The sequence below is a fragment of the Streptomyces sp. NBC_00096 genome, assembly GCF_045041305.1.
In the GTDB taxonomy this organism is placed as follows: domain Bacteria; phylum Actinomycetota; class Actinomycetes; order Streptomycetales; family Streptomycetaceae; genus Streptomyces.
On the sequence record NZ_CP108221.1, the window covers coordinates 2811888 to 2834858 of the forward strand.

Sequence of the window (22971 nt, forward strand, 5' to 3'; positions counted from 1 at the left end):
GATCAATCAAGATCCAGTATCAGCGTGTCCACCACTCAGGGGGAGGCCCCTCCGCCTCGTTGTGACAAAACCAGCAGGCCACATTGCATTTCGGCGTGAGGGAGACACGGAACTGTCCCCGTAGCGCCGCAAAATTGCGCAGCGCGGTCCAGTCGGTGCGGGCGGCAGGCGGGATGGTTGAAAGCATGTCGGTCGCCTCTCGTTCGGTTCGAATGCAGCAAGACCGCAGTTGGCGGGGAACCTGTGGGGATCAGCTGGGTGGGCCGGCGAGGGCCAGCACGACGACCAGGGCACTGACCAGTCCGACGTAAGCCAGGACGGCTAGCTGCCCGCGCCATCCGCGCAACGGATTCACCGGCCGGGCTGCTGCTCGCTGTCGGCCAGCCCCTCCAGAAACCTCTCCCACCCCTCTTCGGCGACTTCCCGCAGGCGAGGGCTCAAGCTGCCGTACGTGGGCCGGTCCTGGAGCGGACAGCCCATCGGACAGCAGTGAGGCAGGTCTGTCATGGCGCACTCCTCAGGCATGAGGGAGCAGTCGGCCGCAGGAGAATCGGATGGATGACTGCGGCCAACTACGGGGCAACGGCGTCAACTTCGGCACCCGGTACGAGGCCTGATTGCTTCCGCGCATCGAACCTACGGTTGCTCTGAGTGCGGTAGGACTGACTGTGGGTACGGGTTACATCAGAGTCCGCGCCGGGGAGCAATCAATGCCTGGGAGACCAACCACCGGAACGATCGCGGGTTTTGTGCTGCGTACGGCACGGGAGTCGGCTCTTCTGACGCAGGTGGCGATGGCTGAGGCTCTCGGAGTGGACCTGGCCACGGTCCAGGGGTGGGAGTCGGGCCGGCGTCCGGTCGCGAACATGAAGGCGATGGATCTGGTCGGTCTACGTCGGCGACTGGCCGGCCTCGGCGCAGAGGCGGCGATCGTCGCCCAGCTAGATGCCGCCATGGATGCGGACCGGATCATCGGCGCCACCCTCACCGGCACGGAGGGGCCGCACCCGCTGGCGGAGTGGGTGCATACCCGTGACACCGCCCACATGCTTGCCTGGGCGCTTACGGGGGCCCGGCCACCGTCCCTTGCCCCATCCCCCTCCCCGCGCAGGAGGGGTCCAACAGCTGCCTCTCCGCTCCTGCCCGCACAGGACCGCACGATGTTCTTCGAACAGCTGCGAGCCACAGCGGAAGCGGCACCCCGCAACGATCCTCAGGGTGCACTCCTGCACCGGCAGGCGTTGCATTTGACCTCGTACGACAAGATCCCGGAGGCCGTCGCGTGGACCGCGCAGGCCCTGCATGCCCGGCGTGATCTGCTCGCTCGACGGGGGTGGACGCCGCAATGGGCTGAGGCACGTTCAACAGCCACTGCCCTCGCACGGCTCGGCGACCCCGTACCACTACTGGATTTCATCGAGCGAGCGATCGTTGACGATGACGTAGGCGAGACGGCGAACCTGAACTACTGGGCGTATTGGCTGGGCGGGACCCGACTGCCGCAGTCCGATGACCGGTTCATGCGGGACCGGCAGCTGACCGGCTGGGACCCCGTCACGCTGCTGCGTGGGCTGACCAACGGCCTGCACCGCGCACCGGGGTACGTCGACCTGTACGCACACACGTTGTGGGCCCTGCTGACAGCCCACCCGTGGCTGCCACAGGCGTCGGGCCTGCTCATCCCAGACCTGGCGGAGCGTACCGAGCACCTGCTGGACGGCGGCGGGATCTCTGAAAGGGCCCGCCGTGAACTCACCAACGTGCATTACGTTCTTCGTGATCGAACCTGACGGACCGGAGGTCACCCCATGGCAGACGAGACGGCGAACGCGCAGGGAACGGCTGGGTTCCTCTTCGAGATGGGCGTGCTCAAGAACGCGAAGCGAACCGGATGGTGGTTCACCGGGAACAACAACCCCGAGAGCATCGCCGAGCACTCGTTCCGCGTGGGAATCGTCGGTGCCGTGCTGGCCATGATGGAAGGAGTGGACCCCGCCAAGGTCGCCTTGATGTGTCTGTTCCACGACACGCAGGAGACTCGGATCGGGGACATCCCGCATATCGGCCGACGTTACATCGACGCGGCCACGAACGAGACCGTCACGGCCGACCAGGTCTCCGCGGCACACCCGGCGGTCAAGGACGGGGTGCAGCGGGTGGTGGGTGAGTACGAGAGCGGTGACACCCCCGAGGCGATCGTGGCGAAGGACGCGGACAAGCTGGAGTGCCTGGTGCAGGCGGTGGAGTACCGGGCCCAGGGCTACACCCTCGTACAGGACTGGATCGACACCTCCTTGAACAGCCTCAAGACGGCGTCGGCGCAGGCCCTGGCGGAGGCCGCGCTGGCCATGTCGCCGCTGGAATGGCGAAAGACCTTCCTGGGGCAGTAGCCGGGCGCTGGGGCGGCTCAGTCCGCTCGTACGGATGGGCGGACAGGCCCTGCCTTGCGGGTGGCGGCTGCGCGCATGCGCGCCCCGAGCGCGGCACGGCGGCCGCCACCCCACGACCCGCACTCGTCAAGGCAGGACAGACCCTTGGCGTCCCCTCGCGACGAATCGTTCAACACAAGAGTGATCAACAGTTGACGAACCGTCAACACCTCGTTAGAGGTACACGCGCGGTTCCCGGATCGCGGCCCGGGTTTCCGGCCCGGCCAAGGTGGCGCCCGGGGTGCCGCCCGGGGCACCCTCCGCCCCGCAGTCCGAGGCGCAGTCCTCCGCCGCCTTCTCCGCCCGGTCGATCTCGCACCAGATCCGTTTCCCGGCGCCCTCGCGCTGCCAGCCCCAGCGGTCCGCCAGCCCGTCGACCAGCTCCAGCCCGCGGCCGCCCGTATCGTCCCCGGCGGCCTGGCGCGGGGAGGGTGCCCGGTCGCTCGCGTCGGCGACCTCCACCCGTACCCCCGGCTCCCCGAACAGCATGCGCAGCACGGCCGGACAGCCGGTGTGCACGACGGCGTTGGTGACCAGCTCGGAGATCAGCAGGATCAGCGTATCGGCGAGCGGCTCGTCGTCCCCTATGCCGCAGCCCGCCAGCCGGGAGCGGGCCCATCGGCGGGCCCGGCCGACCTCGGCGGGGTCCGGTCCTACCTCCAGCTGCACCTGAAGCACCTGCACCGCTCACACCATCCGAACCGGCGGACACTTCGCCTCGCGACAGGACGGGGTCACCGAGTGTGACCCCGTTGCGGAGCAGCATGGTTGACATACAGTCACCACAACAAGCGCTTCGGGCATATTCCAGCGTGAAGGAGTAAGCGTGGTGCATACTGTGCGACGCTCGCGCCGCTCAACCGCTCGCATTCCCGGGAGCGTACCGGAGCGGCCCCCCGCCTCCGGCCCGCAATGAGTCGGGCGAAGGACACAAACCGATATCAACTCTCTGTAATCGGACATGCGTCCTGCGCCGTCCCTCCCGTGCCCGGTCGTCACAGTGTGCGAGCAGGCGATCGGGAGTGCGAGCGGCCTGCTCCACACCCCCGTACCGCCCTTACCCCCCTTGCTCCGCCCCCTGCAGCGCCTCCGCCATCAGCGCCGCCGCCAGCTCCTCCTCCGCCCGGGCAGCCGTCCCCCACTGCTCCGCCCGCACCCATGCCCGCTTCAGGTGCAGGTGCACGTCCGCCTCCCACGTGAAGCCCATCCCGCCGTGCACCTGCAGGCAGTCCCGGGCATTGCGCACGGCGGCCTCGTCGGCCAGCAGCTTGGCCGCCGCCACCTCCGCCGGGTCCTGCGTCACCGCCGCCGCGTAGACCGCCGTACGGGCCACCTCGGCCCGCACCAGCATCTGCGCGCACAGGTGCTTGACCGCCTGGAACGCCCCGATCGGCTGCCCGAACTGCTCGCGCTCCCCGGCGTACCGCACCGCCAGCTCCACGGTGCGCAGCGCGCTGCCGAGCTGGAGCGCCGCCGTCAGCAGCGCCCCCGCTTCACGGACCCCGGGACTGTGCCCGGCGTACCCCGCCGCGGACTGCGCCCGCCGGGACACCCTCGTCAGCGGCGTGAGCGGATCCGCCGACCGCACGGGTTCCCCGGTCCACACCCCGGGGAGCCCGAGCACCGCGTCGGCCTCGCCGAGGTGGGTCACCAGCTCCTCCTCCAGGTCGAAGGCCGTCACCACGGCCGCCCCCTCCGCGGCCCCCGCGACCACCCCGGCGGCCAGGTGGGTGGCGACCAGCGGCCCCGGCAGGAGCGCCCGGCCGGCCTCCTCGAAGACGAGGACCGCCTCCGGCAGCCCCAGCCCGACCCCGCCCTCGTCCTCCGGGAGCCGCAGCGCGAAGAACCCGGCCGCGCCGAGCTCCCGCCACAGCGACCGGTCCACGGTCCGGCCCGTGTCGGCCGCCCGGTCGACCGAAGCCCGCAGCGCCTCGCGCCCGTACCGCCCCGCCAGGAGGTCCCGTACGCCCGCCCGCAGGTCCCGCTGGTCCTGCGTCGGCTGGAAGTCCACGGAACGCTCACCTGCCCTTCGGAAGGCCGAGGATCCGCTCGGCGACGATGTTCTGCTGGATCTGCGAGGTGCCCGCCGCGATCGTGTACGAGAGCGAGGAGAGCCGGTCCAGGGTCCACTCCTCCTCCAGCGAGAGGGAGTGCGCCCCCAGCACCTCGGCGGCCGTGTCGTACAGCTCCTGGCGCGCGTGCGAGTACGCCAGCTTGAAGACGCTGCCGCCGGTGCCGGGCACCCCGCCCGAGCGCTCGGACTCGCTGACGTTCCACTGGGTGAGCCGCCACAGCGCGCCGAACTCCCCGTACAGCCGCCCCAGCCGCCGCCGCAGTACCGGGTCGTCCCAGCGCCCGTTCGCCTTCGCGGCGCGCGCCAGAGCGCCCAGGGTGCGCCGGCAGGCGACGACCTCGCCGACGAAGGCGGTGCCGCGCTCGAAGGACAGGGTCACCATCGTGACCCGCCAGCCGTCGTTCTCCGCCCCGACCCGGTTGGCGACCGGGACCCGTACCTCGTCGAGGAACATCTCGGCGAACTCGGTCGACCCGGCGAGCGTGCGCAGCGGCCGGATCGTCACCCCCGGCGCGTCCATCGGCATGGCCAGCCAGGAGATCCCCCGGTGCTTGGGGACCGTCGCGCTGATCGGGTCCGTGCGCACCAGCAGCTCGCACCAGTCGGCGACCTCCGCGTGCGAGGTCCAGATCTTCGACCCGGTGATCACGTACTCGTCGCCGTCCCGGACCGCGCGGGTGCGCAGCGAGGCCAGGTCGGAGCCCGCGTCCGGCTCGCTGAACCCCTGGCACCAGACCTCGTCGCCGCGCAGGACGGGCGGCAGCCAGCGCGCGCGCTGCTCGGCGGTGCCCTCGGCGGCGATGGTCGGGCCGGCGTGCAGCAGCCCGACGAAGTTCGCGCCGACGTACGGGGCTCCCGCGCGCTCGGTCTCCTCCAGGTAGATCAGGTGCTGCGTGGGGGTGGCCCCGCGCCCGCCGGCGTCGACCGGCCAGTGCAGTCCGGCGTACCCGGCGTCGTAGAGCCTGCGCTGCCAGCCCGCGTCGTGGGCGCGGCGGCCCGGCCAGTCGTCGGGCGAGGGCCTGGGCGGCAGTTCGGGGAGCACCTTGGCGAGCCAGGCGCGCAGCCGGGCCCGGAACTCCTGCTCCTCCTCGGTGTAGGTGAGGTCCACCGCGCCTACCGCCCCGCCCGCCGGTCCCGGTCGAAGTCCAGTCCGAGCATCCGGATGGCGTTGCCGCGCATCAGTTTGTAGACGGTCTCCTCGTCCAGTCCCTTGACGTGGTCGAGGGCGACCTCCTTGGTGTGCGGGAAGGTCGAGTCCACGTGCGGGTAGTCGGTCTCGAAGGTGGCGTTGTCGCGCCCGACGACGTCCAGCGAGGCGATGCCGTGCTTGTCGCGGAAGAAGCAGCAGAACATCTGCCGGTAGTAGTACGTGGACGGCGGCTCGGGGATCAGGTCCTTGACCCCGCCCCAGGCGCGGTGCTCCTGCCACACGTCGTCGGCGCGCTCCAGGGCGTACGGGATCCAGCCCATCTGGCCCTCGCTGTACGCCAGTTTCAGCGTCGGGAACTTCACCAGCACGCCGCTGAACAGGAAGTCCATCATCGAGGCCATGGCGTTGTTGAAGCTGAGCGAGGCCTGTACGGCGGGCGGCGCGTCCGGGGAGGCGGCGGGCATCTGGGAGCTGGACCCGATGTGCATGTTGACGACGGTGCCGGTCTCCTGGCAGACGGCGAAGAAGGGGTCCCAGTAGCCGGAGTGGATGGAGGGCAGTCCCAGGTAGGTGGGGATCTCGGAGAAGGTCACGGCGCGGACCCCGCGCGCGGCGTTGCGGCGGATCTCGGCGACGGCCAGGTCGATGTCCCAGAGCGGGATGATGCAGAGCGGGATGAGCCGGCCGCCGCTGTCCCCGCACCATTCCTCGACCATCCAGTCGTTGTAGGCGCGCACGCAGGCCAGGGCGACCTCCTTGTCGTGCGCCTCGGCGAAGGTCTGCCCGCAGAAGCGCGGGAACGTCGGGAAGCACAGGGAGGCCTCGACGTGGTTGAGGTCCATGTCGAGCAGGCGCGCCTTGGGGTCCCAGCAGCCGCGCCGCATCTCCTCGCGGGTGATGCCCTCCAGGGTCATCTCGTCGCGGTCGAAGCCGACGGCGGCGATGTTGCGCTTGTACGGGAACTTCAGGTCCTCGTAGATCCACCAGTCGGTGGGCGGGCCGTCGGGGTCCATGGTGATCACGTACTTGCCGCCGGTGTAGGCCAGCTCGCCGATGCCCGCGGTCAGGGCCTTGGGTCCGCGGTCGCGGTACTTGGCCGGGAGCCACACGTCGAAGAGGTGGGCCGGTTCGATGACGTGGTCGTCGACGCTGATGATCCGAGGCAGTTCCATGGTGTCCCCTCGCTGATCTGATGGCGAATCTGATGGAGCGTCAGAAATCTGGAACCAAGCTAGCTCCCCACCCCTGGACCGACAAGCGTCCGCGCTCTACGCTCTGCGCTTGATCTGACTATCCGTCAGGTGTCATCGGCCAGGGGAGGGCGGTCCGGGATGACGGACAGCACCGCAGTCGAACTCAGCCGGTCCCGGACCCTCTGGGACCTGATCGCCCGCCGGGCCGCCATGACCCCCGACGCCCCCGTCCTCATCGAGGCGGCCGAGGACCCCGCCGACGACCGCCGGCTGACCTTCGGGGAGCTGCGGGACCGCTCCGAGGAGGTCGCGGCCGGCCTGTACGGCATGGGGGTGCGCCCCGGCACGGTGGTGGCCTGGCAGCTGCCCACCCGCATCGAGACCGTCCTGCTCTCGGTCGCCCTCGCCCGCATCGGCGCCGTCCAGACCCCCGTCATCCCCTTCTACCGGGACCGCGAGGTCGGCTTCGCCCTGCGCGAGTCCAAGGCGGAGTTCTTCGCCGTCCCCGGCGTCTGGCGCGGCTTCGACCACACCGCGATGGCACACCGGCTCGGCGCCCGCGGAATCTTCGAGGCCTACGACTCCCTCCCCGCCGGGGACCCGGCGGTCCTGCCCCCGCCCCCCGAGGAGGGCGTCTCGGTCCGCTGGATCTACTGGACCTCCGGCACCACCTCGGACCCCAAGGGCGTCCTGCACACGGACCGCTCCCTCATCGCGGGCGGCTCCTGCCTGGCCCACGCCCTGCACCTGTCACCGGCCGACGTCGGCTCGATGGCCTTCCCCTTCGCCCACATCGCCGGTCCCGACTACACGGTGATGCTCCTGCTCTACGGGTTCCCGGCGGTCCTCTTCGAGAAGTTCGCCATGCCCGACGCCCTGGACGGCTACCGCCGCCACGGGGTCACGGTCGCCGGCGGCTCCACCGCCTTCTACTCGATGTTCCTCACCGAGCAGCGCAAGGACCCGGCCGCCAAACTCATCCCCACCCTCCGCCTCCTCGCGGGCGGCGGCGCCCCCAAGCCCCCGGAGATCTACCACGCGGTCGTCCGCGAACTGGGCTGCCAGCTCACCCACGGCTACGGCATGACCGAGGTCCCGATGATCACGATGGGCGCCCCGGACGACACGTCCGAGAACCTCGCCACCACCGAGGGCCGCCCCCCGGCCGGCATGTCCATCCGCATCACCACCCCGGAAGGCGCGGCGCTCCCCCCGGACACCGACGGGGAGGTCCGGCTGCGCGGCGAGGCGGTCTGCCAGGGCTACCTGAACCGGGAGGAGAACAGCGGTGTCTTCGACGCCGACGGCTACCTGGTCACCGGCGACCTCGGCCACCTCACGAAGGACGGCTACCTGGTCCTGACGGGCCGCAGCAAGGACGTCATCATCCGCAAGGGCGAGAACATCTCCGCGAAGGAGATCGAGGACCTGCTCCACCGGCTCCCGTCGATAGCCGACGTGGCGGTCATCGGCCTCCCGGACCCCGAGCGCGGCGAACGCGTCTGCGCGGTCGTGGAACAGCCCGCCGGCGCACCCCCGCTCACCCTGCCCGAACTGACGGCGCACCTGCGCGCGGAAGGCCTCTCCACCCACAAACTCCCCGAACAGTTGGAGCTGGTCGACGCCCTCCCCCGCAACGAGGCCCTGCGCAAGGTCCTCAAGTACAAGCTGCGGGAACGTTTCGCGTAGCGGCTTCGGCCGCAGCGGCTTCAGCCGGAACAGCACAGACGCGACAGACCAGCGAATATCACGCCCCTCCGCCTATTCCCCACTTTCCGAGTACGCGCCATTACGGCACTCCACGGGACAAATTCCCACCACCTTCCCTCCACCATTCCGCACCCCCCTCACGCCTCCTCAGATCTAGCTCAACCCAGGCCTGCCCACCGCTGGTTCGTTGTTAGCCTTCAGCGAATTTCCAGCGAGGGGATAGACGTGCCCATTTCTCGTGCACGCGCAATCGCGGGGGCCATAGCCACCGCGGTCGTGATGAGCGTGCTACCGGCCACGGCAATGGCCGCCAATTCGGACGGAAGAATTCCGCTACCCGGTCTGAAACAGCCGACGGCCGTTCCCGTCAGCAAGGCCAAAGCCGGCGGTGCCCGGAAGGACGACGCGGCGGCCGCGAATTCCTGGAAGGGCGCACCGAAGGTCACCTGGCCCGCCGCGGGCGCGGCCGACGTCGAACTCACCGGTCTGCGCAAGGCGGGCAGCCTGCCCGTCTCGGTGGCTCCTCTGCCGGCCGGGGGGGCCGGCGGATGGGCCACCGCGAAGGGCCCGGCCGCGGGGGCGGCCGCCGCCTCCGGGGCGCCCGCCAGGATGCGGGTGTCGGTCTCGGACCACAGCGCCGCGCTCAAGGCCGGTGTCGACGGCGTCCTGCTGTCGGTGAAGCGGACCGACGGGATCGCCGGGACCAGCCCCGCGCAGATCAACCTCGACTACTCGGCCTTCCGCGGCGCGTACGGCGGTGACTGGGCGGGACGCCTGCGGCTGGTCCAGCTGCCCTCCTGCGCGCTGACCACGCCCGAGAACCCCGCGTGCCTGGTGCGCACCCCGCTGCGTACGGCGAACAACGCCAAGGCCGGCACGCTGTCGGCCCCCGTGGCCGTCGGCGCGGCCACCGTGCTGGCCGCCGAGGCCGAGGCCTCCGGCGGCAGCGGCGACTACAAGGCCACCTCGCTCCAGGCCTCGGCCACCTGGTCCGCCGGCACCGCCACGGGCGCCTTCGGCTGGTCGTACCCCGTCAACGTGCCCGCGGTACCGGGCGGCATCCAGCCCACGGTCTCCCTGGACTACAACTCGCAGAGCGTGGACGGCCGCACCGCCGCCTCCAACAACCAGCCCTCGTGGATCGGCGACGGCTGGTCGTACGAGCCCGGCTTCATCGAGCGCCGCTACAAGTCCTGCAACGACGACAAGACCGGCGGCACCAACACCACCCGCGTCGGCGACGTCTGCTGGTACAACGACAACGCGACGCTGTCCCTGGGCGGCAAGTCCAGCGAGCTCGTCTACCAGGCCGGCAAGGGCTGGCACGAGACCCGCGACACCGGCACGAAGATCGAGAAGCTCCCGGGAGCCACGAACGGCGACAACGACGGCGAGCACTGGAAGCTCACCACCATCGACGGCACCCAGTACTTCTTCGGCCTGAACCGCCTGCCCGGCTGGAAGGACAACGGCGCCGCCGCTGACGACCCGGTGACCAACTCGGCGTGGACCGTCCCCGTCTTCGGAAACCAGGCCGGCGAACCCTGCTACAACGCCTCGTTCGCGTCCGCCTGGTGCCAGCAGGCCTGGCGCTGGCAGCTCGACTACGTCGTCGACCCGCACGACAACGCCATGGCCTACTACTGGAACACCGAGAAGAACAACTACGGCCGCAACGTCTCCGAGACCACCGGGAAGTCCACGGTCACCCCGTACGTCCGCGGCGGCTGGCTCGACCACATCGACTACGGCCTGCGCAAGGACACCGTCTACACCGCCAAGGCCATGGGCCAGGTCAAGTTCGACGTCGCCGAGCGCTGCCTGACCGGCTGCGGCACGTTCGACGAGAACAACGCCAAGAACTGGCCCGACGTCCCCTTCGACCAGTACTGCAAGGACGGCGCCACCGAGTGCAAGGACCAGTTCGCAGCGACCTACTGGTCACGCAAGCGACTGACGTCGATCACCACCAAGCTGCTGACCGGCGGCGCCTACAAGGACGTCGACAGCTTCGCCCTGGAGCAGGACTTCCCCGCCTCCGGCGACGGCGTCTCCACGCCGATGTGGCTGAAGTCCGTCCAGCGCACCGGCAAGGCCGGCACCGGGGGCCCGGTGACCATGCCCAAGGTGACCTTCGCCGGTGAGCAGAAGGCCAACCGCGTCGACAAGACCGGCGACGGCCTCGCGCCCTTCATCCGGCTGCGCCTCTACCAGATCACCACCGAGACCGGCGCCACCGTCGGCATCACGTACTCCCAGCCCGAGTGCACCGCCACCACCCTCCCGCCGGCCGACGCCTCCAACAAGACCCGCTGCTACCAGGTGAAGTGGGCCTTCGAAGGCAACGACGCGAAGCCGGACTGGTTCAACTCCTACGTGGCCACGCAGGTGGTCGAGGGCGACAACCTGGCATCCACCCCCGACAAGGTCACCTCGTACTCCTACCTCGACGGCGCCGCCTGGGCGAAGGGCACCGACGAGTTCGCCAAGCCCGCGGACCTCACCTACTCGGTCGCCCGCGGATACGGCCGGGTCCAGACCCGTACCGGCGCCGCGAGCGACCCGCGCACCCTGACCGAGGAGCGCTTCTTCCGGGGCCTCGAAGGCCAGGCCGTAGCCGACTCCACGGGTGCGACCGTCACCGACGTCGACGAGTTCGCGGGCATGACCCGCGAGAAGATCACCTACATCGGCGACGACACCTCCAAGGTCGTTTCGGCGACCTCCTACACCCCGTACCGCTCGGCGGAGATCGCCAAGCGCACCCGTACGGGCCTGCCCGCCCTGGTCTCCTACCAGACGGGGACGAAGCAGGAATCGGGCCGCACCACCGTCACGGGCGGCACCCGCACCATCGAGCTCACCCGCACGTTCGACGAGTACGGCATGGTCACGAGCGAATCCTCGACCGGCGACACGGCCAGGACCGGCGACGAGCAGTGCGCCACCACCAGCTACGCGCGCACCGGCGCGGGCGCGATCCTCAACAGGGTCAGCCGCGTCGAGACCCTCGCCGTGACCTGCGGCGCCACCGTCTCGCGCCCCGATGACGTCATCGACGACGTCCGCACGTACTACGACGGCGGCGCGCTGGGCGCTGCGCCGACCAAGGGCGACGTCACCAAGTCCGACCGGATCAACGGCGCGGGCAGCGGCTACGACCCGACCGGCTCCACTCCGGCAGCCGACTTCGACGTCTACGGCCGTGGTCTCACCGCCACGGACGCCTACGGCAAGGTCACCAGGACCGCCTACACCCCGGCCACGGGCGAGGCACCCACCAGCGTGGCCGTCACCAACGCCCTCAACCACGTCGCCACCACGGCCATGGACCCGCTGCGGGGCCAGCCCACGCAGGTGACCGACGCCAACGGCAAGATCGTCACCACCCAGTACGACGCGCTGGGCCGGACCTCCAAGGTGTGGATCGCGAGCCGGTCCGCGGTGACCTACCCCGACTCTCCGAACAAGAGCTTCGACTACCTGGTCCGCAACGACGGCCCGGTCGTCGTCACGACCAAGACGCTCGCCCACGACTCCACCTACCAGAGCGAGTACGCCTTCTACGACGGGATGCTCCGCCCGGTCCAGACCCAGGTGGCCTCTCCCGACCGCTCCGGACGCCTGGTGACGGAGACCTCCTTCGACACCCGCGGCAAGGCCTGGCGCAACTCCGGGAACTACTACGCCACGGGCGCGCCCGGTCCGACGCTCGTCACCGGACAGGAACTGAACTACCCCGCCTCCACGGACACGGTCTTCGACGGCGCGGGCCGCACGACGGCCGTGATCTCGAAGCGCTTCGGCGACGAGACCAAGCGGGTCAGCACCTCCTACACCGGTGACACCACCACGGTGATCCCGCCGCAGGGCGGGACCGCGGCCACCACGGTCGTCGACGCCCTGGGCCGCACCGTCGAACTGAAGCAGTACACGAACGCGGCGCGGACGGCCTCCCAGTCCACGCTGTACGGGTTCGACAATCGCGGCCGGGCCTCCACGATCACCGACCCGTCGAACGCGAAGTGGACGTACACCTACGACGTCCGCGGCCGCCAGATCCAGACGGACGACCCCGACAAGGGAACGACCAAGACGGCCTACGACCAGGGCGACCGGGCCACCGACGTCACCGACGTCGCCCGCGCCGTCACCCTGCACACCGACTACGACGCGCTGGGCCGCAAGACCGCCGTCAAGAACGGCGCGACCACGCTCACCTCGTGGGAGTACGACACGGTGGCCAAGGGCCAGCTGTCGAAGTCCACTCGCTGGGTCGGCGGCAAGGCCTACGAATCGGCCGTCACCTCCTACAACTCCCTCTACAAGCCGGTCGGCACCCAGCTGACCGTCCCCGACAGCGAGGGGGCACTGGCGGGCGTCTACAAGTGGACGACCTCCTACAACGCCAACACCGGCCAGCCGATGTGGACCAAGCAGCCCGCCCTCGGCGACCTGCCGGCCGAGACCGTCGCGAACACCTACACGGCGGGGGCGGGCCTCCTCTCCACCGTCGGCGCAGGCAGCGACGTACTGCTCTCCGGCGTGACGTACGACCACTACGGCCGCAACACCCGCACGGAACTGGGCGACTTCGGCCAGCACCTGTGGACGACGAACGAGTACGACGAGCACACCGGCGCCCTGACCCGCAGCACCACCGACCGCGAGGTCGCGCCGCAGCGGATCGAGGACACCAAGTACGGGTACGACCTCGCGGGCAACATCACCTCCGTGGGCACCGCCTACGGGCAGGACGCGGGGCGCACCACCGACACCCAGTGCCTGGGGCTCGACGCCCTGGGCCGCATCTCCGAGGCGTGGACGAACACCGGCGAGAAGTGCGCGACCGCGCCCTCCACCCCGGTCGTCGGCGGCCAGGACGCGTACTGGACCTCGTACACCTACGACGTGATGGGCAACCGCAAGACGGAGACCCAGCACAAGACGGCCTCGGGTCCGACGGCCGACACCCTCCGCACCTACGCTGCCCCGACCGCGGGCAAGCACGACCTGCCCAAGGTCACGCAGAGCGGCACCAACGCCCATGACGAGGTCTTCACCTACGACGGGTCCGGCAACACCAAGACCCGCAAGATCGGCTCCGCCGCCCAGCAGACGCTGAACTGGAGCGACGACGGCCACCTGGCGTCGGTCACCACGGGAAGCACCGAGATCGCCGGCTACGTGTACGACACGGAAGGTCAGCGGCTGGTCGCCAAGGACACCACCGGCACCACGCTCTACCTGCCGGGCGGCAACGAGCTGCGGCTCTCCAAGGCGGGCACGGTCACGGGCACGCGCTACTACACGGCCGGATCCCAGACCATCGCGATGCGGACGGGCGCCAAGCTGACCTTCACGGTCACCGACCACCACGGCACGGGCACGACCCAGGTCACGGCCGACGCCGCGCAGGTCGTCACCCGGCGCAAGACCGCGATCTTCGGCGCCGCCCGCGGCAGCCAGCCGTCCGGCTGGACCGGTGACAAGGGCTTCGTCGGCGGTACCAACGACGTCACGACCGGCCTGATCCACCTCGGGGCCCGCGAGTACGACACGGCCCTGGGACGCTTCGTGTCCGTCGACCCGCTCTTCGCGGCGGACGACCCGCGCCAGCACAACGCCTACCAGTACAGCAACAACAACCCGGTCAGCCTGTCCGACCCGGCGGGCACGGAAATCGGCTCCCCGCCGAACTCCTGCCTGTACTCCCTGGCCAACTGCTCCAAGGAGATCCAGGACTCGGTCGGCTACACCCCGCCCCCGCCCAGCGGTGGCGGCGGGAACGGTGGGGGTGGCAACGGTGGCGGCGGCAACGGCGGTGGCCGCGGTGGCGGTGGTGGTGGCGGCAAGCACTACTGCGACGGGTGCAAGCCGCTGCCTTCCCAGCTCGTCAAGCTCCCGAAGGGCGTGACCGTTCCCGACGGCGGGAAGGATCTCGAGGGGGAGCCGGAAACCGTCCTCCTCTCCGAAGACCCGTACACCGACTACACGACCGGCGCGAACGTCCGTGAGATCACCAAGAATTACGAGCTGACCTTCACCTACACCTTCGCCGCCATGTACGCGACCATGGACCAGTACGCGAGCAAATTCGGATGGTCGGCCGCGGTCAAGGCCGGAGGGAAGGCGTCGATCCCCCTCGTGGCCGAGGGGAGCGTCGAAGTCTCGCTGGGCGTCAACGGCGACTACACATGGACTGACGCCCAGACCAAGACGAGCACGGCGACAGCGGCCGAGGCGATGAAGTTCCAGGTGACGAAGGGCGAGCTACTCGGGTACGTACCTTCGGGCAAGCTCACGAAGTACCACACGACCTACACCCACAAGGACGGCAGCGTGACCTCCAAGACGTGGGGAACCTTCGACGTGACCACCTGGCAGCCCTACACGTTCGCCTCCAAGCCTGCCAACCAGGTCTCCCTGGAGATGAAGGCAACATGCCAGGCCGGCTCGTGCTGACCCCGGCCGCACGCGCGCGGGCGCGGCTGTTCCTGACGGCCGCCGCCGTGCTGCTCGCGGCCGGCTGCGGCTCGGCGCAGGGCGGCGCAGCCGCTCCGCATGCACCGGCCGGCTCATCACCCGTCGCGTCGCCCTCGGCGACGCTCAACCTGCCCGAGCTCGCCTCGGCCCTCGCACGACAGGCCTCGGCGTCCGGCTCGGCGCCCACCAGCGGGGGGCTGAGTCTGGCCCGGCAGGCCGGGAGGGCCGCCTCCTACCTCTGGGAGACGGACGGGGGCAAGGTCTGCTTCGCGCAGATCAACGCCCCCGGCTCGATGAACGAGATCGCGTGCGCGGAGATCACGGAGCCCGCTCCGGAGCCGGGGTCCCGGCTGGAAGCACTCTTTGGTCCCGGCATGGGATTCACGGAGGCGTACATCGTGTTCGCCGCCGAGGCGGGCACCAAGGTGACGTCCGTGACCTACGAGGGGAAGGAACTCCCCTGGAAGCTCGTCAGGACCCTCGCCCCTCGGGCGACGGGACGGGACGTCTACTACGCCGCGCTCCCAGAAGGCCACAAGGGGTGGATCGACGTGACCCTGCGGCAGACCTACGGGCAGACGACGCCGGACCGCCTGCGGGTCACCTTGGGCAACGGATCCTGATGCGGTAACCGCGGCCGGACAAAGAAGGCGGGGGCGCCCTGGGGCGCCCCCGCCTTCGCATGTCCGCCCCCACTGGAAGCCTTCGCGGCAATTCGCGCAACCAGGACATTTCCATGAAGGCGTCCGCGGACGCATTTGAGATCCCAGACCGTCGATCCGTCGATCCGTCGATCCGTCGATCCGTCGATCCGTCGATCAACTGTCAATAGATTTGAGGTAGTTCAGAGCTTTACCGCCCAATGAAATGAATAACGATATCCGGGATATGCGGAATGCATCGGACCCAGTAAAGTGAGGCCGCCAATTAGGGGAGGAAAACCGAAGTGCAGAATATGTGGCACAGACGGGCAATACCCGTCCTGCTGACGATCGGAATAACGGCCTCCGGAATGGCCGTCCTTCCGTCGTCCGCCGCCGTTGCGGCAGCAGCGGATCCGGTCGCCGACGGATCGATGAGATCCGACGCTGGTGTTCGCGGCCGACGGGAAGGTCGTCTCGAAGGCGGCCACCGTCTCGGTGTCGTTCTCGGGGGGCGGTACGGGCCCGTTGCTGACGGGTGTGAAGGACGGCCGGACGCTGTCGCTGTCGTGGCCCAAGGCGCTGCCGAAGCCGACCCTCGCCGCGAACGTGGCGACGTACGCCGATGTGCTTCCCGACGTGGACCTCCAGGTGAAGGCCGAAGCCGAGGGCTTCTCGCAGCTGCTGGTCGTCAAGACCGCCGCCGCCGCGGCCAATCCGGAACTCGCCGCCCTGAAGTTCAAGGTCGACACGGTCGGACTGAACGTGTCCACCGATGCCGGCACCGGCGCGATCGCGGCGGTGGACCCGGCCGGGCAGACGGTGTTCACGAGCCCGTCCCCGTCGATGTGGGACTCCACCACCACGACGAGTGCGCAGACCGCCAAGGCCTCGACCCTCGCGGCCGCGGGCGCGGGGGAGACGCCCGCGCCCTCTGAGGTGTTCACCCCGCCCGCAGGGGCGAAGGACGCGCAGATGCCGACGACGGTGGCGAACGGCACCCTGGAGATCAAGCCCGACCAGGCACTGCTGACCGGCGCGCAGACCAAGTACCCCGTCTTCATCGACCCCTCGTGGGCCTGGGGCGAGCGGCAGAACTGGACCCGGGTCTACAAGAAGTACCCGAGGACCTCGTACTGGAACACGAAGGACGACGTCCGGGTCGGCTACGAGGCCGAGACCAACGGTCTCTCCCGCTCGTTCTTCCAGTTCGACACGTCCAACATCAAGGGCGCCCAGGTCACCAAGTCGACCCTGCGCGTGCGCAACACCTGGTCCTGGTCCTGCCAGGCGCGCCCGGTCGAGCTGTGGAGCACCGGGGCGATCTCGCAGCAGACGACGTGGGAGAACCAGCCCGGCAAGGTCTCCAAGCTGGCGACGGTCAACGATTCCAAGGGCTGGAGCGGCAGCTCCTGCGCCGCCGGGAACCTCGAGTTCGACACCACCGGGCTGGCCCGGCAGGCCGCGGCCGGCAACTGGTCCAGCGCGACCGTCGGCCTCTACGCCGGCAACGAGGCGGACACCTTCGGCTGGAAGCGCTTCGACCCGAAGACGCTGACGATCGAGACCGAGTACAACAACCCGCCCAGCACGCCCTCCGGCCTGGGCACCAACCCGTCCACCGCGTGCGCCGACGGCGGCGCGATCGGCAACACCCGGGTGAGCCTCTACGCCCGAGCCCGGCCCGCGCGCCGTCGCACCCGGTGGGTCCGTGAGCATCACTCCCCCCGGCTCCGGTTCCCGCTTCGTCTACGCGTACACCGTGGACAACTCCGGCAACCGATCCGACACCACCACCTACCTCTACTACGCGAACCGCTCCACGGAGCGCGACGGGGTCGGCGACCTGAACGGTGACGGCCACCGGGACATCTGGACCGTCGACAGCCAGGGCTCGCTCCTCACCTACGCGGGTCAGGGCAACGGCAAGTTCTCCGCCGCCGCCAACGGCGGTCGCAACTTCCAGGGCGCCCAGATCCAGCCGAGCGGCGACTGGGGCACCGACGGGTACAACGACCTGATCGCCCTCCAGTACAACGCCCAGGACAAGAAGAACAAGCTGCTGGTCTATCCGAACAACGGGCAGGGCGTCGTCGGAGGCAGCCCCGTCGGACCGTCGGTCAGCTGCCCCGTGGAGGAAGTCGAAACGGGTTGCGACTACGGCGACGACCACTGGTTCAACGCCGAGCAGATCACGAACCCCGGCGACATCAACAGTGACGGGTTCCCCGACCTGCTGGTCAAGCAGGGCAAGCAGCTGTGGGCCTACTACGGCACGCGCGTGACGATGATGCTCGACAACAAGCGCCCGGTCCTGGTGGGCAACGGCGACTGGGACAAGTTCACCGTCGTGGCCCCCGGCGACCTCAACGGCGACGGCCTCGCCGACCTGTGGCTGCGAGACAACGCCACCGGTGACCTGTTCCAACTTCCCGGCGACCGTCTCGGGGGTCGCCTGGCCCTCCGACACCATCGGCGGGCGCAACACCTTCTACGCGGCGTTCAACGGCACCGGTTCGACGTTCGCGACGAACGGCCCGGTCCTCGACACCCGCAAGAGCTTCACCATCAGCACCTGGGCCAAGGTCGGCGAGAACGGGGGGATGGTCGCCAGTCAGGACAACACTCGCAGCAGCGCCTTCATGCTCTACGCGGACTCCGTCTACCACCACTGGTCCTTCGGCATGTCCAGGGGCGACGTGGACGGCTACGCGTACGACTACGCCGACTGGGCCAGTGACGTACCGTTCGTCCCCAACGTGTGGACCAGCCTGACCGCCGTCTACAACGCCGACACCGGTCTGATGAGCCTGTACGTCAACGGCGTGCTCGCCCGGTCCGGAATCCACAAGGCGTCCACCAGCCCGGCCCCCACCGGCGCGCTCGTCTCCGGCCGGTTCAAGGTCAACGGGAAGCCCGACTACTTCGGCGGCTTCACCGGCGGCGTCAGCAACCTCGCCGTCTACCCGTACGCCGCGGACCCCACCGTCCCCGGTGCGGCCGGACCCATTTCCCTGACCGCCTCGCCGGCCAACTGCGTCGACAACGACCACGCGCTCGCCAAGGAGGGGAGCAAGATCCTCATCTGGGCCTGCCACGGCGCCGAGAACCAGCGGTTCGAGTTCAGGAACGACGGAAGCGTCCGCGTCCAGGGCAAGTGCCTCGACGCCACCCAGGCGGGCACCGCGCAGGGCACCCCGATCCAGCTGTGGCAGTGCCTCGGCCAGGGGAACCAGCAGTTCTTCCCCCTTGCCAACGGCTGGCTGTACAACCCGTACTCGGGCCGCTGCGTCGACCTGGCCTTCGCCAGCACCACCCCCGGCACCCAACTCCAGCTCTGGGACTGCAACACCTCCGACGCCCAGCGCTGGACCGTCCCCGCCCTGACCACCGCCCCCCTGCCGGTACCCCTCTGGTAGCCGGCCCGACCGACTGAGACCCGCGCCCGGCCGGGGAGACCCTCCCCGGCCGGGCGCCGTCGTTACAAGCCCGGGCCGCTCGGCCGCCCCCGCCTACGCGTCCGGCGCCGCCACCCCGCAGTAGCCCGCGAAGGCCGCCAGGATCTCGTCCTCGGTGATGCGGCCGTCGCCGTCCGCGTCCAGGGCGGACGCCACCGGGCCGGCCAGCTCCGCCGGGGTGCCGAGGACCCGCAGGACGCGCGCCGTCGCCGCCGGGGTCGCGCCGCCGCCGTCGGTGTCCGCCACCGCGATCACCGCCCGCAGGAACGGCCTCGCGATCTCGGCGAACCGGTGCGGGTTGTCTCGCAACCGCTTGGCCGCGCCCGTGATGAACTCCTCGCGGGACACCCGCTGGTCCCCGTCCACGTCCGCGATGCCGGCCATGCCCTGCCAGAAGGCCTCCGCGCCCGCGAAGATGTCCTGGCCCTTGTCGGAGCGGGCCGCCACGGCGAATTCGGCCAGCACCGCCTTCGCCGCCGCGCTGAAGTCCTCCCGATCGATATAGCCGTTCCCGTCCTGGTCGAAGGTGGCGAATCGGGCGGCGATCTTGCGCTCGTATTCTGCGCTGTCCATATTCGGCGTTCCGCCTTCACGTGTGCGGTGGGGTGCAGTTCAAGACAAGGCAGGAGCGTAAGGCCTACGTGGCCTGCGCGTTAAGCGAAGCGGGCAAGCAGGTGGCCGCATCGAACCAGCGCACGAGGAGCGCGGTGGGGCGCGTACGTCTGTGCCCATCTGCCATGGCGTTCCTCCCGGTTCACAGCGCACACGCCGCTCACGCCGTGCAACGCCTCTATCACGCAGGGCCCACTTCCAGGGCGAGGTTCCCGCAAAACGGGCGCACATCGCTGTGTGCCCACTACATTCGAGTGGTCGACACACGGCTGCGAAACCGGGAACCCGGCTGGGGGCACGATGCCGAAGGACGCACCACCGCGCTGGGACCGCCGCATGCAGCAGCGCCTGGCGCGCGGCGAGGCCGCCGCGCTCGGCGAGCTGTACGACCGGTTCGCCTCGCTCGTGCACAGCCTTGCACACCGGGTCCTCGGCGACGAGAAAGCCGCCGACCGGATCACGCGCGAGGTGTTCGGATACATCTGGGAGAACCCGGACGCCTACGACCCCAAACAGGGCTCCATGCGTTCCTGGGTCGCCCGCATCACCCAGGGACAGGCCGTGGCCCGCCTGCGCCAGGCCGAACTGGGCCGCGGCTCCCGCGAGGAGCTGGAGCAGAAGGTGCGCACCGCCAACGCCGCCGCCCGTGCGGACTTCATCGTCACCTCCATGCCCGCGCCCCTGCGCGCCGCGCTCGAACTCGCCTACTTCAAGCGCCGCGACTACCGGCAGGCCGCCGCCGACCTGCAGATCAGTGAGGACGAGGCCCGGCGCCGGCTGCGGCTGGGCCTGCAACTGCTGTCCACGGCCAACACCGTCCCGCGCGACGACACGGTCCCGCCCGGATACGGCCCCTCCGGATATGGAACGGCCCGATGAGCACCCCCTTCGAAGGCGCCTCCGAAGACGGCGAAGAGTACGAGCGGCCCCCGGGTGGCGGTGGCCCGCCGCGCATACCGGGCCCGCGCCCGGCCGCCGACGACCTCGACTACACCGAGTACGCGGAGGCGGCCGACCATCCGGAGTACACGGAGGCCACCCCGTATACGGAGGCCACCCCGTACGCGGAGGCCACCCCGTACGCCGAGGCCGTCGACACCGCGTACCCCGGCCACGTGGACGAGCCGCCCGCCGCCGACCCGCCCGCGCCGCCGCCCACCCACACCGTGCTGAAGTCCCTGCTCGGCGCGTGGGCCCTCGCGGCCTGCTCCGCCGAGGAGACCCAGGCCGTCGAGGACCACCTCACCGAATGCGCGCCCTGCGCCGAGGAGGCACTGCGGCTGCGTGACGCCGTGGGGCTGCTGCACCCGGAGGAGAGCCTCGACCTCAAACCGCTGCTGCGCTCGCGCGTGCTGGAGGACTGCCTCGGCAAGCGTCCGGCCCGCATCCCGGTGCCGGTGTGGGCCAACCCGTACGACACCGAGACGGCCCGGCTCGACGCGCTGCTACGGGACTTCGGGGACTCGGAGTGGCACACCCCGGTCCGGCTGAAGTGGTTCGAGGAGGAGCGGCGCCAGTCTCGCCGGACCACCGTGGCCGGGGTCATCGGGCACCTGCTGGCGGTGGACGGCCTCGTCGCGGCCGCGCTGGGCCTGGACGACCCGCTGGGCCGGGACGCACCGCCCAGCGGCCCCGTCGAGCGCACGGAGCGGTTCTGGGAGGACTCCCCGTACCCGACCACCCGGCGGGTCCGCGAACCGTGGCGGGAGCAGGGCCACACCCTGGTCCGTACGGTCTCCTTCGCGGGCCGCGGCGTGGCCGAGCTGTCCGTGGACTACGGGCCCTTCGCCCTGCCCCTCGGGGACGCCTTCCTGGAGCGGGCCTTCGAGTGCTGGGTGCACGCCGTGGACATCGCGGAGGCGGTGGACTACCCGTACGAGCCGCCGTCCGCGCCCCACCTGAACCGCATGATCGACCTGGCGGCCCGGCTCCTGCCGGCGGCCCTGGCCGGGCGCCGGCGGGCGGGGCTGGCGGCGCCGCCGCGCGGGCTGGTCGCGGCGGGGGCGCCGGGCCGGACCCTGCACCTGGAGATCGAGGGGGCGGGAGGCGGCGGCTGGGACATCGCGCTGGACTCCCCCGCGGCGAAACCCTCGCCGGACCACACGGTGGCCCGGATCGCCCTGGACGGCTTCGAGTTCTGCCAGCTGGCCGCGGGCCACATCTCCCCGGAGGAAGCGGCGGTCGGCCAGAACGGCGACCGCGAGGCCATCCGCGACGTCCTCTTCGCGGCGGCCTCGCTGAGCCGGCTCTAGGCGGTCGCCCGGTGCTGCGGTCGGAGCACCGGGCCCTGCAAGATCCGAAAGAGACCGCCTAGGCGAAGACGACGGTCCGGGTCCCGTTCAGGAGGACCCGGTGCTCGCTGTGCCACTTCACCGCGCGCGCCAGCGCCTGGCACTCGACGTCACGGCCGATCGCCACCAGCTGCTCCGGGGTGACCTCGTGGCCCACCCGTTCGACTTCCTGCTCGATGATCGGGCCCTCGTCGAGGTCCGCCGTCACGTAGTGCGCGGTCGCGCCGATCAGCTTGACACCGCGCGCGTGCGCCTGGTGGTACGGCTTCGCGCCCTTGAAGCTCGGCAGGAACGAGTGGTGGATGTTGATGATCCGCCCGCTCAGCTCCTTGCACAGGGTGTCCGACAGCACCTGCATGTAGCGGGCGAGGACGACGAGGTCGACGCCTTCGGAGCGGACCAGCTCCAGCAGCCGCGCCTCGGACGCCTCCTTGGTGTCCTTGGTGACCGGGATGTGCACGAACGGGACCCCGTACGAGCCGACCAGCTCCTCGAAGTCGGTGTGGTTCGAGACCACGGCCGCGATCTCCACCGGCAGCGCGCCGATCCGGTGGCGGAACAGCAGGTCGTTGAGGCAGTGCCCGAACTTCGAGACCATCAGCACGATCCGCATGCGCTCGTCGGAGCGGTGGATCTGCCAGTCCATCCGGAAGGAATCGCCGATCGCGGCGAAGCTGGCCCGCAGCTTCTCCACGGTCACCGGTGCGTCGGCCTCGAAGTGGACCCGCATGAAGAACAGGCCGGTGTCGCGGTCGCCGAACTGCTGGCTGTCCTCGATGTTGCACCCGGTCATGAACAGGTAGCTGGACACCGCGTGCACGATGCCCTGCTTGTCGGGGCAGGAGAGGGTCAGTACGTACTGCTGAGGGGCCTGGGGCTGCGGCTGCGGGTCATCGCTCATGACCGCATAGCCTTTCACATCGCACC

General features: G+C 70.1%; 16 protein-coding genes and 1 pseudogene. 10 read left to right on the forward strand and 7 right to left on the reverse strand.

All coding sequences use genetic code 11. From position 1 onward, the window contains the following. Positions 1-351: 351 nt before the first annotated feature. Positions 352-507 (reverse strand): hypothetical protein, encoded by a 156-nt coding sequence (locus tag OG904_RS12140; protein WP_405490174.1) that lies wholly within the window; start codon positions 505-507, stop codon positions 352-354. 203 nt (positions 508-710) lie between these two features. Between OG904_RS12140 and OG904_RS12145 the strand changes: the two genes are divergently transcribed. Both OG904_RS12145 and OG904_RS12150 read left to right on the forward strand, forming a co-directional pair. After that, on the forward strand, positions 711-1790 hold the full coding sequence (locus OG904_RS12145; protein ID WP_405490176.1) for a helix-turn-helix domain-containing protein: 1080 nt from the start codon (positions 711-713) through the stop codon (positions 1788-1790). An 18-nt stretch (positions 1791-1808) separates the two neighbouring features. Further along, positions 1809-2390: an HD family hydrolase gene (locus OG904_RS12150; RefSeq protein ID WP_405490178.1), complete on the forward strand. Its 582-nt coding sequence runs from the start codon at positions 1809-1811 to the stop codon at positions 2388-2390. 213 nt (positions 2391-2603) lie between these two features. Here OG904_RS12150 and OG904_RS12155 read toward each other — a convergent pair whose 3' ends face one another. The 4 genes from OG904_RS12155 to OG904_RS12170 all read right to left on the reverse strand — a co-directional run bounded on the left by OG904_RS12155 (position 2604) and on the right by OG904_RS12170 (position 6825). Beyond that, the gene (locus tag OG904_RS12155; RefSeq protein WP_405490180.1) at positions 2604-3113 is read right to left on the reverse strand and encodes an ATP-binding protein; all 510 of its coding nucleotides are present in this window, start codon (positions 3111-3113) and stop codon (positions 2604-2606) included. A gap of 373 nt (positions 3114-3486) precedes the next feature. Then, a complete protein-coding gene (locus OG904_RS12160) occupies positions 3487-4440 on the reverse strand; it encodes an acyl-CoA dehydrogenase family protein (protein WP_405490182.1) in 954 nt (317 codons plus the stop codon). 7 nt (positions 4441-4447) lie between these two features. After that, on the reverse strand, positions 4448-5611 hold the full coding sequence (locus OG904_RS12165; protein ID WP_405490184.1) for an acyl-CoA dehydrogenase: 1164 nt from the start codon (positions 5609-5611) through the stop codon (positions 4448-4450). Between the two features lie 5 nt (positions 5612-5616). Next, complete coding sequence (locus tag OG904_RS12170; protein WP_328299391.1) at positions 5617-6825, reverse strand: amidohydrolase family protein; 1209 nt, start codon at positions 6823-6825, stop codon at positions 5617-5619. Positions 6826-6984: 159 nt separating this feature from the next. Between OG904_RS12170 and OG904_RS12175 the strand changes: the two genes are divergently transcribed. From OG904_RS12175 to OG904_RS12200, 6 genes and pseudogenes are all read left to right on the forward strand, one after another. Next, positions 6985-8535 carry an AMP-binding protein gene (locus OG904_RS12175; RefSeq protein WP_405490186.1) on the forward strand — a complete coding sequence of 517 codons (1551 nt, stop codon included), beginning with the start codon at positions 6985-6987 and terminating at the stop codon, positions 8533-8535. A 300-nt stretch (positions 8536-8835) separates the two neighbouring features. Further along, positions 8836-15021 (forward strand): RHS repeat-associated core domain-containing protein, encoded by a 6186-nt coding sequence (locus OG904_RS12180; protein WP_405490188.1) that lies wholly within the window; start codon positions 8836-8838, stop codon positions 15019-15021. Then, positions 15000-15665 carry a hypothetical protein gene (locus OG904_RS12185; protein WP_405490190.1) on the forward strand — a complete coding sequence of 222 codons (666 nt, stop codon included), beginning with the start codon at positions 15000-15002 and terminating at the stop codon, positions 15663-15665. The genes OG904_RS12180 and OG904_RS12185 overlap by 22 nt, the downstream gene beginning before the upstream one ends. Positions 15666-16133: 468 nt before the next feature. Next, positions 16134-17540, forward strand: a complete 1407-nt coding sequence (locus tag OG904_RS12190) for a hypothetical protein (protein ID WP_405490192.1) — start codon at positions 16134-16136, stop codon at positions 17538-17540. Further along, a pseudogene (locus OG904_RS12195) lies at positions 17446-17646 on the forward strand (hypothetical protein); the annotation flags it as partial. The gene OG904_RS12190 and the pseudogene OG904_RS12195, both read left to right, overlap by 95 nt. 451 nt (positions 17647-18097) lie before the next feature. Further along, on the forward strand, positions 18098-19102 hold the full coding sequence (locus OG904_RS12200) for a ricin-type beta-trefoil lectin domain protein (RefSeq protein WP_405490194.1): 1005 nt from the start codon (positions 18098-18100) through the stop codon (positions 19100-19102). Positions 19103-19195: 93 nt separating this feature from the next. Here the strand turns inward: OG904_RS12200 and OG904_RS12205 are convergent, their stop codons facing one another. Beyond that, positions 19196-19714 (reverse strand): EF-hand domain-containing protein, encoded by a 519-nt coding sequence (locus OG904_RS12205; protein WP_405490196.1) that lies wholly within the window; start codon positions 19712-19714, stop codon positions 19196-19198. A 339-nt stretch (positions 19715-20053) separates the two neighbouring features. Here OG904_RS12205 and OG904_RS12210 point away from each other — a divergent pair, with 339 nt between their 5' ends. After that, on the forward strand, positions 20054-20632 hold the full coding sequence (locus OG904_RS12210; protein WP_405490198.1) for a sigma factor: 579 nt from the start codon (positions 20054-20056) through the stop codon (positions 20630-20632). Next, positions 20629-22005 (forward strand): maleylpyruvate isomerase N-terminal domain-containing protein, encoded by a 1377-nt coding sequence (locus OG904_RS12215; RefSeq protein WP_405490200.1) that lies wholly within the window; start codon positions 20629-20631, stop codon positions 22003-22005. The genes OG904_RS12210 and OG904_RS12215 overlap by 4 nt, the downstream gene beginning before the upstream one ends. Before the next feature lie 58 nt (positions 22006-22063). Here the strand turns inward: OG904_RS12215 and purU are convergent, their stop codons facing one another. After that, on the reverse strand, positions 22064-22945 hold the full coding sequence (purU, locus tag OG904_RS12220) for a formyltetrahydrofolate deformylase (protein WP_405490202.1): 882 nt from the start codon (positions 22943-22945) through the stop codon (positions 22064-22066). Positions 22946-22971: the final 26 nt, after the last annotated feature.

Excerpts from the sequence above, each read along its gene's own strand:
- OG904_RS12215 (WP_405490200.1), top strand. The coding sequence starts at position 20,629 with ATGAGCACCCCCTTCGAAGGCGCCTCCGAAGACGGCGAAGAGTACGAG.
- OG904_RS12175 (WP_405490186.1), top strand. The coding sequence starts at position 6,985 with ATGACGGACAGCACCGCAGTCGAACTCAGCCGGTCCCGGACCCTCTGG.
- OG904_RS12185 (WP_405490190.1), top strand. The coding sequence starts at position 15,000 with ATGCCAGGCCGGCTCGTGCTGACCCCGGCCGCACGCGCGCGGGCGCGG.
- OG904_RS12205 (WP_405490196.1), bottom strand. The coding sequence starts at position 19,714 with ATGGACAGCGCAGAATACGAGCGCAAGATCGCCGCCCGATTCGCCACC.
- purU (WP_405490202.1), bottom strand. The coding sequence starts at position 22,945 with ATGAGCGATGACCCGCAGCCGCAGCCCCAGGCCCCTCAGCAGTACGTA.
- OG904_RS12180 (WP_405490188.1), top strand. The coding sequence starts at position 8,836 with ATGAGCGTGCTACCGGCCACGGCAATGGCCGCCAATTCGGACGGAAGA.
- OG904_RS12140 (WP_405490174.1), bottom strand. The coding sequence starts at position 507 with ATGACAGACCTGCCTCACTGCTGTCCGATGGGCTGTCCGCTCCAGGAC.
- OG904_RS12145 (WP_405490176.1), top strand. The coding sequence starts at position 711 with ATGCCTGGGAGACCAACCACCGGAACGATCGCGGGTTTTGTGCTGCGT.
- OG904_RS12170 (WP_328299391.1), bottom strand. The coding sequence starts at position 6,825 with ATGGAACTGCCTCGGATCATCAGCGTCGACGACCACGTCATCGAACCG.
- OG904_RS12150 (WP_405490178.1), top strand. The coding sequence starts at position 1,809 with ATGGCAGACGAGACGGCGAACGCGCAGGGAACGGCTGGGTTCCTCTTC.
- OG904_RS12210 (WP_405490198.1), top strand. The coding sequence starts at position 20,054 with ATGCCGAAGGACGCACCACCGCGCTGGGACCGCCGCATGCAGCAGCGC.